This window comes from Arthrobacter sp. BB-1 (assembly GCF_006151685.1).
GTDB lineage: Bacteria > Actinomycetota > Actinomycetes > Actinomycetales > Micrococcaceae > Arthrobacter.
The window spans coordinates 1-14724 of sequence record NZ_VDEV01000036.1 but is presented as its reverse complement, the minus strand read 5'-3'; the positions used below and the strand labels follow the sequence as shown (position 1 = coordinate 14724).

Genomic DNA, 14724 nt, shown 5'->3' with positions numbered 1-14724 from the left:
CCCATGACCAACCTGACCCAAACCGCCCCGGCCCTGAAGACCGCGGAGGAGATCGCAACCCTCGAAACCGTCCGGGCCTTCCTTTACCGGGAAGCCCGCCTGCTGGACGACCGCCAGTTCGACGAGTGGCTCGAGTGCTACCACCCTGACTCCGAATTCTGGATGCCAGCGTGGGACGTCGACGACCAGCTGACGCAGGACCCCCAGAACGAAATCTCCCTCATCTATTACGACAACCGCGGCGGCATCGAAGACCGGGTCTTCCGGATCAAGACCGACCGGTCGTCGGCCACCTCCCTCCCCGAGCCGCGCACCGGCCACAACATCACAGACATCGAGGTGCTGTCGAATGACGGCGGCAAGGTTGAGGTGCGCTTCAACTGGTTCACCCTGTACTTCCGCTACAACACAACGGACACCTATTTCGGCACCAGCTTCTACACGATCGACCTGTCCGGCCCGCAGCCGGTGATCCTGAAGAAGAAGGTGGTCCTGAAGAACGACTACATCCACCACGTGGTGGACGTTTACATGATCTGACCTTCCCCGCGCCGGCGCCCGGACTTCCCGGGCGCCGCAGGGCAGGTCCCACTCCGTGCCCGCCGGGCACGCCCCAAACTTTTTCCCGGGACGCGACGACGCGCCCGCCCAGTCAGGAGGACCCCATGGGCCACAAAGTAGCCCTCAGCTTCGAAGACGGCGTTACCAAAGTCATCAAGGTCGGCGACTATGAGACCGTCATGGATGCGGCCTACAAGGCGCGGATCAACATCCCGTCGGACTGCCGCGACGGTGCGTGCGGCACCTGCAAGGCGTTCTGCGATTCCGGCTCCTTCGACCCGGGCGACTTCATCGACGACGCCATGACCGAAGAGGAGCTTGAAAAGGGCTACATGCTCACGTGCCAGGCCGTCCCGGAGTCCGACCTGGCCATCCAGATCCCGGCCACGTCCGAGTCGGCCAAGACGGCGGCCGCTACCTTCAGCTCCACAATCAAGGAACTCAACCGGCACACGGAGACCACGGTGTCCTTCACCCTGCAGGTGGACAACCGGGATGCGCTGGCCTTCCTGCCCGGACAGTACGTCAACCTGAAGGTCCCGGGCACCGACGCTGAACGCTCCTACTCCTTCAGCAGCGGCCCCGAGGTGGAGGATGCGTCCTTCATGGTCCGCGTGACTCCCCAGGGTGCCATGTCCGAGTACCTGCGCGACCGGGCCGCGGTTGGCGACGCCATCGAATTCACGGGCCCCTACGGGTCCTTCTTCCTGCGCGAGCCCAAGCGGCCACTGCTGCTCCTGGCCGGCGGCACCGGACTGGCCCCGCTCCTGTCCATCCTGGAAAAGCTCGCCGAAAACCCGCCGTCCACCGCGGTACACCTTATTTACGGGCTCACCCGCGAGGCGGACATCGTAGGCCTGGACTGGCTCCGCGCCTACGAAGCGAAGCTCCCCGGCTTCACCTGGGACTACATCGCGTCCGAACCGGGCACTTCCGCCCCGCACACCGGCTACGTCACCCAGATCATCGAACCGAAGCACCTCAACGACGGCGACGTGGACATCTACCTGTGCGGCCCGCCGCCCATGGTCAACGCTGTTTCCAAGTGGCTGGACACCGAAGGCATCCAGCCCGCCAACTTCTACTTCGAACGGTTCGCACCAAAGGAGGCCACCGGCGGCGACGCCGAAACGGGCGCCCCGGCTCCGGCCGAAAAGATCCAGGCCGAAGGCGACACCATGACCCGCGGCGAGGCAGTCTCTTCACTGGAAACCGGCCGGCTGGATTTCCGCAAGGAGGACAGCTTCGCCCAGCTGGACGCCCGCATGGGCCTGGAACTGGCCGTCAGCGAACTGCTGCTGGGCCGGCTCAGCGAAGAGCAGCTGCGCCAGTTCCGCCGCCTCGCCGAAGCCACCAGTGCCTCGGTGGACGGCGGAAGCATCACCGACCCCGAGGAGTTTGCCCGTACCAACGAGGAATTCCACGAGTACCTCTTCATGGTCTGTGACAACCCTATGCTGCTGGAGTCCTACCGCCGCCTGGACGTGCACGCCCAGATGGCTGCGGCCCTGGAAACAGGCACGCCGATCTTCGCCCGCGTCACCCAGGACCACGTGGACATCGTGGACGCGTTCGAGCGGGGCGACAAGGAACGCCTCCGCGCCGTCATTACGGCGCACGCCCACGACGCGAAGGAAACCATGGCCGGTGCCATTGACGCCAAGGCCGCCCTCTGATGGTTGAACCGTACGCCGGACAATTCGTGACCCCGGGCAGGTTCGGCGGCAAGGTCGCCGTCGTCACCGGCGCAGCCCAGGGCATCGGCCAAAAGGTGGCTGAACGCATCGGCGCCGAGGGCGGCGCTGTGGTACTGGTGGACCGCGCGGACCTGGTGCACGACGTGGCCCGCGGCATCGGCGAGGCCGCCAAGGCCTCCGGTTCCGGCGGTTCGGCTACGTCCGTCACCGCAGACCTCGAGACGTTCGCCGGCGCAACCCAGGCCGTCAAGGCGGCGCTCGCAGCCCATGGACGGGTGGATGTCCTGGTCAACAACGTGGGCGGTACCATCTGGGCCCGCCCCTACGAGGAATACGACGAGGACAAGATCGAGAAGGAGATCCGCCGCTCGCTCTTTCCCACGCTCTGGAGCTGCCGGGCGGTCCTGCCTGCGATGCTCGAACAGGAATCGGGGACCATCGTCAACGTGTCCTCGGTGGCCACCCGCGGCATGCACCGCGTTCCCTACGCCGCGGCGAAAGGCGGCGTCAATGCCCTGACCCAGGCCCTTGCCATGGAGGTGGCCGGCCGCGGCATCCGCGTGGTCGCCACTGCGCCCGGCGGCACGGAGGCGCCGCCACGGAAGGTCAAGCGCGGCCCGGAAGCCGAGTCCGCCACCGAGAAGGCCTGGTACCAGATGATCGTCGACCAGACCGTGGAGTCGTCCTTCATGAAGCGCTACGGGACCTTGGACGAGCAGGCCGCGCCCATCGTGTTCCTCGCCTCCGACGAAGCGTCTTATCTCACCGGAAGCGTCCTTCCGGTGGCCGGCGGGGACCTGGGCTAGCGCGTGGACCCCCGCCGGAACGGGCGGGCAGGACGCTCCGGTAGACTTGCGGCCATGACTGCGGGGTCCGTCCAGGGCGATATCGGAGCGGATTCTGCCCTGGTAGGCCGCGATGGGGTGTTCGCGCAGCTCGCGGAAATCCTCCGCACAGTCCGTAAGGGCAAGGTGGCTGCCGTGGTCCTCACCGGGCCCGCCGGCTCCGGAAAAACCGCGGTGATGGAGTCCTTCCTGGAATACTGCCGCACGGGGGCCCGCGGCGTCCGCGTCCTTTCCGCCATGGGCGACGAGTGGGAAGCGCAGTTTGCGCTCGCGGGCTATTCGCAGCTGATGCTCACCTCGCCGCTGCGTTCGGCGAAAGCGTACGACGGCGGCCCGCACCTTCCTGCGGGTCCCCTCGCCTCCCTGAGTACGGACCAGGTGGTCAACTACGCGTCCACCCTCAGCACCCACCTCGAAGGGCTGCAGTCGCACGGAAGCGTGGTGGTCGCCGTCGACGACGTCCACAAACTCGATGTGGAAAGCCTGCGCATCCTCACGTTCGTCATGCGCCGGCTGCACGGCAAGAAGATCCTGTTCCTGCTCACCCTGAACCCCGCCGACGCGCAGCGCATCCCCGCCAGCGTCCTGGACTACCTCACCGGGCACCAGGTGGTCCGCATTTCCATGGAGCCGCTGACCCCGCAACAGGTCCAGGAAGTGGCCCGGCGCCTACACGGCATCGACCTCAGCGTCACTGCGGCCCACGGACTGGTCCGGCACACCGGGGGCCTGCCGCAGCCCGTGATGGAGCTGCTGCGCGAACTGCCCGCCGAGACCTGGCTGAGCTGGTTCCCCTCGCTGCCGCCCACCTCCCTGCTGCGTGCACGCGTACACAGCGTCCTGGACTCCGCGTCTCCCGCCCTCGTTGCCGTGGCCGAAGCTGCGTCCGTGCTGGGCCGCAGCGCCGGACTGCATGAAGTTGCAGCCGTCAGCGGCGTGGAGTCCGTCCTCGATGCCCTGGACGAAGGCCACCGCGCCGGCCTCCTGCGGCTGTCCGTGGACCAGGCGCGCTCCGCCGTCGTGTTCGTCGAACCCGGAACGGCGGAGGCGATCTATGAGCAGATCGTTCCCAGCCGCCGGATCGCGCTGCACCGGCTGGCCGCGGAGGCCGTGCAGCCGGAGGGCGAAAAACTCGGGCACCGGGTCTCAGCGACGCCGGCAGGGGACCAGGCCCTCGTCGAGGAACTTGAGGATTTCGCGGGCCGCCAGGCCGCGGTGGGGGCATGGCAGGACGTTGCGACGGCCCTGTTTTCCGCGTCGCGGCTGTCCCTGGACATCCGGGCCCGCAACGACCGGCTCCTGCGCGCCGTGGACGCGCTGGTGGGGGCCGGGAATATTGCCGAGGCCCAAACCTGGTCCGCCGCCGTGGACGCGCTGCCGCCCTCTCCGCTGCGCTCTTCGGTGCTGGGCTACCTCTCCACGGTGTCCGGCCAGAACGACAGCGCCCAAAGCCAGCTGGAAATGGCCTGGCGCACCAGCAACCCAGAGCGCGACCCCAAGGCTGCTGCCCAGGTGGCGCAGCGGTTCGTGCTGCACGGGGTGGCGTCCTGGGACGGCCCGATGATCACCGGCTGGGCTGAACGCGCCATGTCGCTGACCGAACCCGGGACGCCGGCGCACGTCGAATCGGAAGCCATTTACGGCCTGGGCCTGTATGCCCGCGGCCGGCTGGGCGAGGCGGAGGCGTCCTACCAGCGGGCTTTCGGCCACGCGGCCGAGAATGCGCAGAAGCAGCGGGTGCAGATGGGGGCCGGGTGGTTGGCACTGCGCCTGGACAACGTGGAATCGGCGCTGGTGAACTTCGAGTCCGCGGCCCCCACCGAGTACCGTGGCGGATCCCTGCGGATCTCCCTCTGGGCCGAAGCGTGGCTGGCCCGCACGCACCTGGTGCTGGGGAACTGGGATGCCGCGGCGGCCACCATCGCCCGCTCCAGCGTCCGCCTGGAAACGTCCCGAATGCCGCTGATCCGGCCGCTGCTGTACTGGACCGCCGCCGAGCTCTGGTCCATGCGCGGTGACTGGGACCGTGCGCGCTACTACGTCTCACAGGCCGCGGTCCAGCCGGGAACGTACCGCGCCATGCAGGTGCCGGCCAGCCTGGCGCGTGCCCGCTTCCATGAGGCGCGGGCCGACTATGAGGGCGCCCTTGCCGTGCTGCAGCCGCTGACCGAGCTGGATCCGTGGACCGAGGACCGGGTGTCCTTCTGGCCCTGGCAGGACACCTACATCAACGCCCTGGTGATGACGGACCAGCTGGACACCGCGGACCAGTTCCTGACGTCCTTTGAGGGGCTGCGGCGTGAGCGCGAAGTTCCGTCCGACATGGCGCGGATGGCGTGGGCGCGGGGTCGGCTGCTGGCGGCACAGGGGGATCCTGACGCGGCGCGGGAGCATTTCGAGGCGGCCCTGGGCCACCTCCGGGGACTTAACCGGCCGTACCTGCGGGCCCGGATCAGTTTCGCCTTCGGGCAGAGCATGCGCCGCGCCGGCAAGCGGCGGCTGGCGTCCTCGGTGCTGCGCGCGGCGCGGGACCTCTACGACTCACTGGGCGCGGCCACCTATGTGGAGCGCTGCGACAGGGAGCTCAAGGCAACCGGCCTCGACGTCGGAAATCTTCCCGACCCTGCCGACACGGTGCTGACTGCCGCCCGCGACCATCACATCCAGCTGACGGCGCAGGAGCAGGCGGTGGCCGAGCTCGTGGCCGGAGGCGCCACCAATAAAGAGGCTGCGCGTGCCCTGTTCCTCGCGGAGAAGACGGTGCAGTACCACCTCACCCGGCTGTTCCGGAAGATGGGGATTCGCTCCCGCAGTGAGCTTGCCGCGGCGTTCCGGGCCAAGGACTGACCCGGGACGCGGCTTCTATTTAACGTCGGAAGGGTGCTTGGCCAGCGGCACTACTGAGATCTCCATATACGGGAACAGCGGCAGGTTCTGCAGGATCTCATGGAGTTCGTCGTTGGAGTCCACGTCGAAGATCGAGTAGTTGGCGTACTCACCCACCACGCGCCAAATTTCCGGCCATTTGCCGGAGCGCTGCAGTTCCTGTGAGTAGGCCTTCTCCTTGGCCCTGGTTTCCGCCACCTCTGCGGCGGGCAGGTCTGCGGGGATGTTTACGTCCATGTGGACAAGGTACTTCACGGGTTTTCCTTTCGTGGAAGGGATGGCTTAGCGGTCGCTGCGGTAGCGTTCGAGCTTTTCCTCGTTCACTGCGGTCCCGACGCCGGGGCCTTCGGGGACGCGGATGCGCCCCTCGATGATCTGCAGGGGTTCGGCCAGGAGGTCGTCCGTCATGTCCAGGTAATTGGACAGCTCCGCGGCACGCCTGGCGGTGTGGGCGAACGCGGCTCCGAAGACGACGGAGGCCACGGTGCCCACCTGGGTGTCAATCTGGTTGCCGATGTAGACGTCGATGCCCATGCCTTCGGCCATCCCCACAATCTTTGCGGCTTCGGTAAAGCCGGAGCGCGCCGTCTTGACCGCAAGCAGGTTGGCCCCGCCGTTGAGGATTTCCTTGGCGGCCTCACCCAGGTTGGGGGCAGATTCGTCCGCGGCGATGGGGATGGGGGAGTTTGCCACCAGCCGGCGGCGGCCCAGGATTTCCCGGGCGTCGTCCGGTTCTTCCAGGAACTGCAGGCCCAGGTCGGCGGTGCGGCGCAGTACCTGGGCGGCCTCGTTGGCGGACCAGCCCCGGTTGGCGTCCATGTAAATTTCAGCTTCCTCGCCCAGGCCCTCACGGAGCACACGGGCTGCTTCGATATCCAGGTGGAGGGGCCGGCGGCCCGTCTTGAGCTTGAACGTGCTGATACCGTAGGTTTCGCGGAACTCCAGCGCCAGGGCAAGCAGCTCTTCCGCAGGCTTGAAGCCAAGCATGTGGGAGACCCGCACCGAGTCCGTGTAGCCGCCCAGCAATTTCGTCACCGGCTGGTCCAAGGTTTTGCCAATGACGTCCCACAGGGCGATGTCCACGGCGCCCTTGGCGGTCTGGTTGTGGATGGTGCGGTAAAGAATCTCCTGCACCTTTTCACGGTCAAAAATGTCGACGCCGATCAGTTGCGGCGCGAACACGTCCTGCACCACCGCGACGATGGACTTTTGCGTCTCACCATAGGTGTAGGGGCGGGGCGGGGTGTCCGCGATGCCCACCACGCCGTCGTCAGTGGTGAGGCGGACCAGCACGTGGTCCGCCTCGTGGACGGATCCGGACGCGAAATGCAGCGGATGACGGTACGGGATCGAGTAGGGAATCGCCTCAATGGCTGCGATTTTCATGACGCGGAAAGCCTTTCTTGGGTGGGGAGCGGGTCGTGCCCTGGCGCGGTGGCTGCCACGACGACATCCAGGAAGTTGTGCAGCAGGGCCGAACTGCGGCCGCGGAGCCAAGCCACGGCGAGTTCTATGGGAGGTGCGTTCTCGATCTCCCGGTACGCGACGCCGTCGAGCTGGAAAGCACGGACGCGGGACGGCATCACTGCCACCCCGCCCCCCGCGGCAACGAAGGCGAGCATGGTGGAGGTTTCGCCCACCACCTGGGTGATGCGCGGCTGGAACCCGGCCTGCCGGCACAGGTCCGAGGTGATGCGGTAAAGGACGGATTCGGGCGCGTAGGTGATGAAGTCCTGGTCCTGAAGTTCGTGCATCGCCACCGGCTTGTCCTCGGCCAACGCGCTGAACGAGGGAACCGCGACGACGAGCGGCTCCCGGGCCACCACGCGGTAGTCGACCTCCTGCGAGGCTACGGGCGGGCGGAGGAGTGCGGCGTCCAGCGTGCCGTCCCGCAGTCCCGCTTCCATGGACGGGGTGAGCATCTCCCCGTTCAATGCCAGTGACAGGCCCGGGAGCATCTGTTTTGCCAGCCGCGCGATCTGCGGCATCACGCCATACGTGGCCGATCCCGAGAAGCCAACCCGGAGCACTCCCGTCGCGCCCTTGCCCACCTGGTACACATCAGCCTTCAAGGTTTCCATATCGTTGACGATCTGCCGCCCGCGGTCCAGCAGGAGCTCGCCGGCGGCGGTGAGGTCCACGCGCCGTGTGGTCCGGTTGAGCAGGCGGACACCCAGCTGTTCCTCAAGCTGGCGGATCTGCTGGGAGAGGGGCGGCTGTGCCATGTGGAGGCGTTTGGCGGCCCTGCCGAAGTGCCGTTCTTCCGCGACTGCAATGAAATAGTTCAGTTGCCGAATGTCCACTGGGTGCCTTCCCGTGCGCCATGCCAAGGGCCTGCCCTAGACGTCTATTGATTCAAAGAATAACCCTAAATGGGTCTACTAGTGCATTCTTTTGACTCAATGACATTCGGAGCGAGCCGCCGGGTACGGGCTGCGTGCTGACGCAGCCCCGCTACTGGGGCTGCCCCGCGGAAGCTTCGGTGCGGTGCCCGGCGATTTCCTCGACCTGGTGCTCGGCCGCTTCCAGCTTGCGCTGATGAGGGACCAGGACCGTGACCAAGGCACCCAGGAGCGCAACACCGCCGTAGATGTAGAAGGCAGTGGAACCGCCGATGCCTGCTGCCGCCAGCCAGCCCCCGATGATCGGACCCAGCACACCGCCCAGGCGGCCCACGCTGGCACACCAGGCCACGCCGGCCGCGCGGGCGTTGGTGGTGAAGTAATTGGACTGGAATCCATAGATCAGTACCTGCGTGCCCAGCGTTCCCACGCCGGCCACGGCGATGAAGGTGAAGAGCATGGGCAACGGGAAGTTGAAGGTCATCAGGACCAGGGACGCTGTGGCCAGCGCGAAGGTGGAAGCGATGACGCGCTGCGGTCCGCTCTTGTCCGCCAGCCGGGAGGCGACCAGGCCGCCGGCCACTGCGCCGAGGTTCAGGGCCAGGGGGAAGAACAGGGAGTAGGTGCGGCCGTAACCGTAGCCCTCCATGATCTTGGGCAACCAGGTGTTGAGCCCGTACGTGAGGAGGAGGCCGCAGAAGGACATGAGGCCCAGCAGGACCGAGGCCAGTGCGAACTGCCTGGAGAATACCGCGGCGAAGCCCGACTTCTGTGGCGCTGCGCCGGCGTCCAGAATGACGCGCTCTTCGAGAAGCGGAACGCCGGTGCGCTGTGCGGCGGCCAGTGCTTCCTCTTCGCGGCCACGCGACAGCAGCCAGCGCGGGGACTCCGGGAGCTTGCGCCAGGCGATGGGCAGCAGGATTACCAGCGGCAGCGCGCCGATGATGAACAGGCCGCGCCAGCCGAGGCTGTCGTGGAACAGGATGCCCATGATGGAAGCAACCACGCCGCCGGCGGGGACGCCGGAGTAGACGATGGCGTTGTAGAACTGGCGGCGGCCGGCCGGAGCGAACTCGGCCATGGTGGCACCGGCGCTGGCGATGACCACGCCCAGGCCGAGGCCGGTAATGAAGCGCATGGCGCCGAAGGCCGGAACCGTGGTGGTGAGGGCGGTAACGAACATGCCCACAGAGAACCAGGCGATCCCCAGGAGCATCAGCCGGCGACGGCCGAAGAAATCGCCCACCGCGCCGCAGATCAGCGAGCCCACCAGCACGCCGATGAGGGCCCAGGAGCCCAAGAGGCCGGCGGTGGCCATGTCGAACTTCCCAATCTGGCCAGGGTCCGCCAGCAGGCCCGGCAGAACGGTGCCGTAAATGACCAGGTCGTAACCGTCAAAGAGCAGGGCGGTGCAGATGATGAAGGCCACCCAGTTGGCGGTGCGGGCCTCCTTTTGTGGATTTTCAGCGATAACCGCATGTGGTTGTGTCATGTCCGGGTCCTCTCGGGGTGATTGCATGCGCTGGCACGACTCTGGGCCAGCGGCCGTTTCCGGGTTCCTTTCAGCCTGACAGGAATGTGATCCATGACATATGAGGTAAATGCCCGGGGTTCCGCCGGGGGGTATTTTTGTCAAAATTTATTATCAATAGAAGAATATTGCCGAATAGTAAATATAGATGACACCGATCGGCGTCCCCGTTAGGCTGGCGGCATGATCACACCTGCACGCCTCCATTCAGACCTGTCCCGCTTGGGCCGCGAAACAGACATGTTCCTTGCCACTGCCACGTCCCTGTCGGGCCATGAGATGGCTGCCCCGTCGCTGTGCAGGGGCTGGTCCAGGGCCCATGTGATTGCACACGTGGCTGCGAATGCCCCTGCGCTGGTGCAGCTCATTGACTGGGCCGTCACGGGTGAGGAACGCCGGCTGGACGCCTCGCCCGAAGCCCGCACCGAGGCCATCGCCGCCCTGGCCGCGTTGCCCCGGGAGGAGCTGCTGGCGGAGCTGCGGGCCTCCGCCGACCACTTCGCCGAGCAGGCACAGCGGCTGGCCGGCGCGCTCGCTGCCCCGGAGATTCGCTTGAACGGCAGCCCGCTGCCGGCGACGTCCATCGTGGCCCTCCGCATCGCCGAGGTTGTGGTGCGCCACCACGACCTGGACACTGCCTGGACCATCGAGGAAGCTGATCCGGACTCGCTGTTGGACGCCCTGGAAGCAGCGGTGCGTTCATTGCGCGCCCAGGGTGCTCCGGGAATGACGCTCGTGACTGAAGAGCGGGACGAATGGACCATCGGCGACGGCGGCCTCCGGGTTGTATCCGACCGCGAAGGGCTTCTCCAGTGGCTGGCGCGAGGAGATGTCGAACATATCGAGGCGGACGGCCCGGTGCCGGCACTGCCTGCCTGGTGAGAGCCCCGGCAGCCGGCATCACGGGGGACTGAACGAAGAATCCCCGCCCTGCGGTGAGCAGGGCGGGGATTCATTCGTCGGCAGGTCCCTTACTTCTTGGGCAGGCCTGCCGGGTTCAGTTCGGACTTCTGGATGGCCTCCGAAGCCAGGCCCCAGCGGTCCAGGATTTTGACGTACGTGCCGTTCTGAATCAGCTCGTTCAGTGCTGCCTGGGCAGCCGCCGCGAGGCCGTTGTCCTTCTTGGTGGTGAAGGCGATCTCGGCCGTCAGCGGCCAGCCGCCGTTGAGGGTGCCTACCTGCTTGCTCTTGCCGTCCTGGGCTGCCTTGTAGGCGGCACCCGCGTTGGGTCCGAACGTAAGGTCCGCGCGGCCGGACTGAAGGGCCAGCGTGGAGGCCGAGTCGTCGTCGTAATACTGGAACTCGACCGGCTTCAGGCCGTTCTTCTTGTTCTCCTCGTCCCAGCGCACCAGGATGGCTTCCTGGTTGGTGCCGGAGCCGACGATGACGCGCTTGCCGGCAACATCCTTGGCTTCCCGGATTTCGCCAATGTCCGAATCGCTCTTCGCATAGAAGCCCAGCAGGTCGTTCCGGTAGGTGGCGAAGTCGAACTTTTCCTTGCGCGCCTCGGTGACGGTGACGTTCGAGAGTACGGCCTCGTACTTGGCCGACTCGATCCCCAGCGGCCAGTCCGCCCACGCCACCGGAAGGACCTCGACTTCAAGCCCAAGGGTCTCGCCCACGGCGTAGGCGATGTCCACCTCGTTGCCGATCAGCGTCTTGTTGTCCGTGGCGAACAGGCTGAGCGGAGCCGTGTTGCCGGTGGTCACCACGGTCAGCTTGCCGTCCGCCTTGATGGCCTCGGGGACCAGCGCAGCGGCAGCGGCGTCCACGGAAACCTTGAAGCGGTCCTGCTGCGGGGACAGGTTAAAGGTCTTGCCTGCTGCGGTGGTGGTGGATTTCGACGTCGGTGCTGTCGCCGCCGTCGCGCCCGGATCGGCGCATGCTGCCAGCCCCAGCAGCGCGGTGATGGTGAGGGCCACGGCAGCAGCTGGTTTCGCCTTGGTAATGGCCATTTTTCCTCCTTGGAGGTGGGTAGCGGATGCATCGGAGTGTGCTCGTTGCAGCAACTATCCGGCAGCCCGAGGAGGGGAATCAAAGACGCTGAAACGCTGGGATACAGGGCGTAACGACGGTTCACGCGAGGACCGGGGCGGTCACATTCGGATCCATCCGGGAGTGAGAAACCAAGTAGTGCCGGTCAATAGACGCTTCGGAAAACGAGTACTTAAGGAGCAAAGACAGGTGTGCGATTACGCGTGTGCTGATCCAGCATCAGCCCGTACGTTGAAGTACGTTGCGCCCGCGGTGGGCACATGGTCTTAGGGAGACGCACATGATGAATTCGCCAAGTGGGACAACTAGGGCTGGGGATAGGAGCCTGCGGAGGCGGTCGGGTACCCGGGCCGCCGCGGTGGTTGCGGCTGCGGGACTGGTGCTGGCAGGAGGCGGCGTGGCTTACGCAGACGACGTCTACAACACGGTGGACAACAGCGTCGACGCCATCGCGGAGATCATGCCCCTGAACGTCGGCGTCAACGGCACCACGAGCTTGCAGATACAGCCCAGGGGCGGGGACGGTGAGCCAGGATGCAACGTCAAGAAAGATGCGTCCGTAACCGTGGCCCTTGCCTCTAGCGACCCTCTTGTTGCCACCGTCAGCCCCGCCAGTGTTGTCCTGACTAGTTGCGGGGCTCCAGGAGTCCAGCTGACAGTGGTTCCGCTCAAAGCAGGATCGGCCAGCGTGACTGCTTCTGTTGCTGCCAACAACACGTCGGGCACCTTTGGCGTCGACATGGCTGCATTTGTTGTGAACGTCACAGCCCCTGCGCCGTCCAACACCGCGCCCCGACTCAGCGTCAGTGGCGTGGAGAACGGCGCCTCCTACACCAAGGGCACCGTGCCCGCAGCGACCTGTGATGTGACCGACGCCGAGGACGGGAACAGTTCCTTCGGGGCCACGCTCGGGGCACTTTCAGGTAAGGACGCCGCCACCGGCATTGGTTCTCAGACAGCGTCCTGCAGCTACACGGACAAGGGCGGGCTCAAAGCCGAGAGTTCCGTCACATACAACATCGTTGACGGCACTGCGCCCAGCATCAGCTACACGCTGGATGCGGCACAGCCGGACGGCTTGAACGGCTGGTACCGGAAAGCCGTCACGCTGAAGTGGATTGTCACCGAGGGCGACTCCTCCAGCACCCTGGATAAGGTCGGCTGCGTCGACGTGACCGTGGCGCTGGACCAGCTGCCTGCTGACTACTCATGTTCCGCAAGCAGCAGCGGCGGCTCGACTGGCACGGTCACCGTACCAGTCAAAAAAGATGGCACGGCGCCGACGGTGAGCTACGCCGACGCGACAGGAACGGCCGGCAACGACAACTGGTACACCTCCGATGTCTTGGCCCGCTTCCTGGCAACGGATGAGACGTCGGGGCTGGCCACTTCTTCCCAGGAGGTGTCCTCCAGCGGCGAGGGTGCCGACGTAAGGGTCTTGAGCCCTGCGTTCACCGACAACGCGGGCAATACCGTGCCCGACGGAACCATTTCCCGGTCGTTCAAGATCGACAAGACGGCGCCGAGCGTCAGCTACGACACAGAGGCCGGTACCCTCGGCTTTGGCGGGTGGTACGTCTCCGATGTCCGGGCCAGCTTTAAGGCAACGGATCTCACCTCCGGCCCGCTCAGCTCAACGCAGACGGTTACCTCGTCGGGGGAAGGCGAAGCCGTGATGGTCGAAAGTCCTGCCTTTACGGACAACGCCGGCAACACTACACCTGCCGGCGCCGCTTCCCAGTCCTTCAAGATCGACAAGACGGCACCGTCTGTTGGCTACGACGGAGTGGCCTCGGGCACCTTGGGCGAGAATAACTGGTACGTGACCGACGTCGGGGCCCGCTTTACGGCAACGGATGCGACGTCAGGACTCCTGACGTCCTCGCAGACGGTGTACTCCAGCGGGGAGGCGGCGGATGTTAAGGTACTGAGCCCGGCATTCGTAGACAACGCCGGCAACATCACGCCCGCCGGCGCCACATCGCAGTCCTTCAAGGTTGATAAAACAGCACCGACGGTCGGCTACGTGGGCACGAGCCCCGCAGCCAACGGCGACGGCTGGTACAACACGGACGTTGCGGTCACCTTCGGGGCCGACGACCTCGTCTCGGGACCTGCTGACTCGACGAAGAGCGTGACGTCGTCGGGCGAAGGGGAAACGGTGACTGTCCTAAGCCCCGAGTTCAAGGACCTTGCCGGTAACGTCCGCGCTGCTGGTGAAGCCTCTACTGTGCTCAAGATCGACAAGACTGCGCCAACGGTGACCTTTGATTCTGTCATCGCGGACGGCTACTACGGATCGACGCCGGCGCAGCCGACCTGCACAGCTACGGACAAACTGTCCGGCGTGCGTGGAGCGTGCGAGGTGACCGGTTACGGCACGGGAGTGGGGACGTACAACCTCACGGCAACGGCTACGGACCTCGCCGGCAACACCACCACCATCACCCACTCCTATGAGGTCAAGCGCTGGACTGTGAAGGGCTTCTACCAGCCGATCGACATGAACGGTGTCCTGAACACGGTGAAGGGCGGCAGCACGGTACCGGCCAAGTTCGAGATCTTCGCGGGCGACCGGGAGTTGACGGATGTCAGTGCCGTGGACAGCCTCAAGGCGTCCCCGATCCAGTGCTCGCTCCTGCATGTCGATGACATCGAAGTGACGGCCACGGGCAGCACCTACCTCCGGTATGACGCCCTCGCCGGTCAGTTCATTTACAACTGGAAGACGCCCACGAGCCCCGGGAGCTGCTACCAGCTCACAATGACAGCAAAGGACGGCTCCTCCATCAGCGCCAACTTCAAGCTGAAGTAGCGCTTACAGCGGCGGCGCCCAAGGACGTGCGCCGCAGAGAAGGGGCCCGGTC

General features: G+C 65.8%; 11 protein-coding genes. 6 read left to right on the top strand and 5 right to left on the bottom strand.

All coding sequences use genetic code 11. The annotated features are described in order from the left end of the window. Window positions 1-3: 3 nt before the first annotated feature. The 4 genes from benB to FHJ30_RS19125 all read left to right on the top strand — a co-directional run bounded on the left by benB (window position 4) and on the right by FHJ30_RS19125 (window position 5950). Complete coding sequence (gene benB / locus FHJ30_RS19140; protein WP_139030849.1) at window positions 4-540, top strand: benzoate 1,2-dioxygenase small subunit; 537 nt, start codon at window positions 4-6, stop codon at window positions 538-540. Window positions 541-665: 125 nt separating this feature from the next. Then, window positions 666-2237, top strand: a complete 1572-nt coding sequence (gene benC / locus FHJ30_RS19135; protein ID WP_139030848.1) for a benzoate 1,2-dioxygenase electron transfer component BenC — start codon at window positions 666-668, stop codon at window positions 2235-2237. Next, window positions 2237-3064: a 1,6-dihydroxycyclohexa-2,4-diene-1-carboxylate dehydrogenase gene (locus tag FHJ30_RS19130; RefSeq protein ID WP_139030847.1), complete on the top strand. Its 828-nt coding sequence runs from the start codon at window positions 2237-2239 to the stop codon at window positions 3062-3064. The genes benC and FHJ30_RS19130 overlap by 1 nt, the downstream gene beginning before the upstream one ends. 54 nt (window positions 3065-3118) lie before the next feature. Beyond that, window positions 3119-5950 (top strand): AAA family ATPase, encoded by a 2832-nt coding sequence (locus FHJ30_RS19125; RefSeq protein WP_139030846.1) that lies wholly within the window; start codon window positions 3119-3121, stop codon window positions 5948-5950. A gap of 15 nt (window positions 5951-5965) precedes the next feature. Here FHJ30_RS19125 and catC read toward each other — a convergent pair whose 3' ends face one another. The 4 genes from catC to FHJ30_RS19105 all read right to left on the bottom strand — a co-directional run bounded on the left by catC (window position 5966) and on the right by FHJ30_RS19105 (window position 9823). Next, entirely contained in the window at window positions 5966-6244 is a 279-nt protein-coding gene (gene catC, locus FHJ30_RS19120) for a muconolactone Delta-isomerase (protein WP_139030845.1), read from the bottom strand. 27 nt (window positions 6245-6271) lie between these two features. Next, the gene (locus tag FHJ30_RS19115) at window positions 6272-7375 is read right to left on the bottom strand and encodes a mandelate racemase/muconate lactonizing enzyme family protein (RefSeq protein WP_139030844.1); all 1104 of its coding nucleotides are present in this window, start codon (window positions 7373-7375) and stop codon (window positions 6272-6274) included. Then, window positions 7372-8292, bottom strand: a complete 921-nt coding sequence (locus FHJ30_RS19110; protein WP_139030843.1) for a LysR substrate-binding domain-containing protein — start codon at window positions 8290-8292, stop codon at window positions 7372-7374. Before FHJ30_RS19110 ends, FHJ30_RS19115 begins: the two co-directional genes overlap by 4 nt. Before the next feature lie 151 nt (window positions 8293-8443). Further along, window positions 8444-9823 carry an aromatic acid/H+ symport family MFS transporter gene (locus tag FHJ30_RS19105; RefSeq protein ID WP_139030842.1) on the bottom strand — a complete coding sequence of 460 codons (1380 nt, stop codon included), beginning with the start codon at window positions 9821-9823 and terminating at the stop codon, window positions 8444-8446. Between the two features lie 222 nt (window positions 9824-10045). Here FHJ30_RS19105 and FHJ30_RS19100 point away from each other — a divergent pair, with 222 nt between their 5' ends. Beyond that, a complete protein-coding gene (locus FHJ30_RS19100) occupies window positions 10046-10744 on the top strand; it encodes a maleylpyruvate isomerase family mycothiol-dependent enzyme (RefSeq protein ID WP_139030841.1) in 699 nt (232 codons plus the stop codon). An 89-nt stretch (window positions 10745-10833) separates the two neighbouring features. Here FHJ30_RS19100 and FHJ30_RS19095 read toward each other — a convergent pair whose 3' ends face one another. Next, complete coding sequence (locus tag FHJ30_RS19095) at window positions 10834-11817, bottom strand: ABC transporter substrate-binding protein (RefSeq protein ID WP_139030840.1); 984 nt, start codon at window positions 11815-11817, stop codon at window positions 10834-10836. Between the two features lie 437 nt (window positions 11818-12254). Between FHJ30_RS19095 and FHJ30_RS19090 the strand changes: the two genes are divergently transcribed. Beyond that, window positions 12255-14672, top strand: a complete 2418-nt coding sequence (locus FHJ30_RS19090) for a PxKF domain-containing protein (RefSeq protein ID WP_139030839.1) — start codon at window positions 12255-12257, stop codon at window positions 14670-14672. Window positions 14673-14724: the final 52 nt, after the last annotated feature.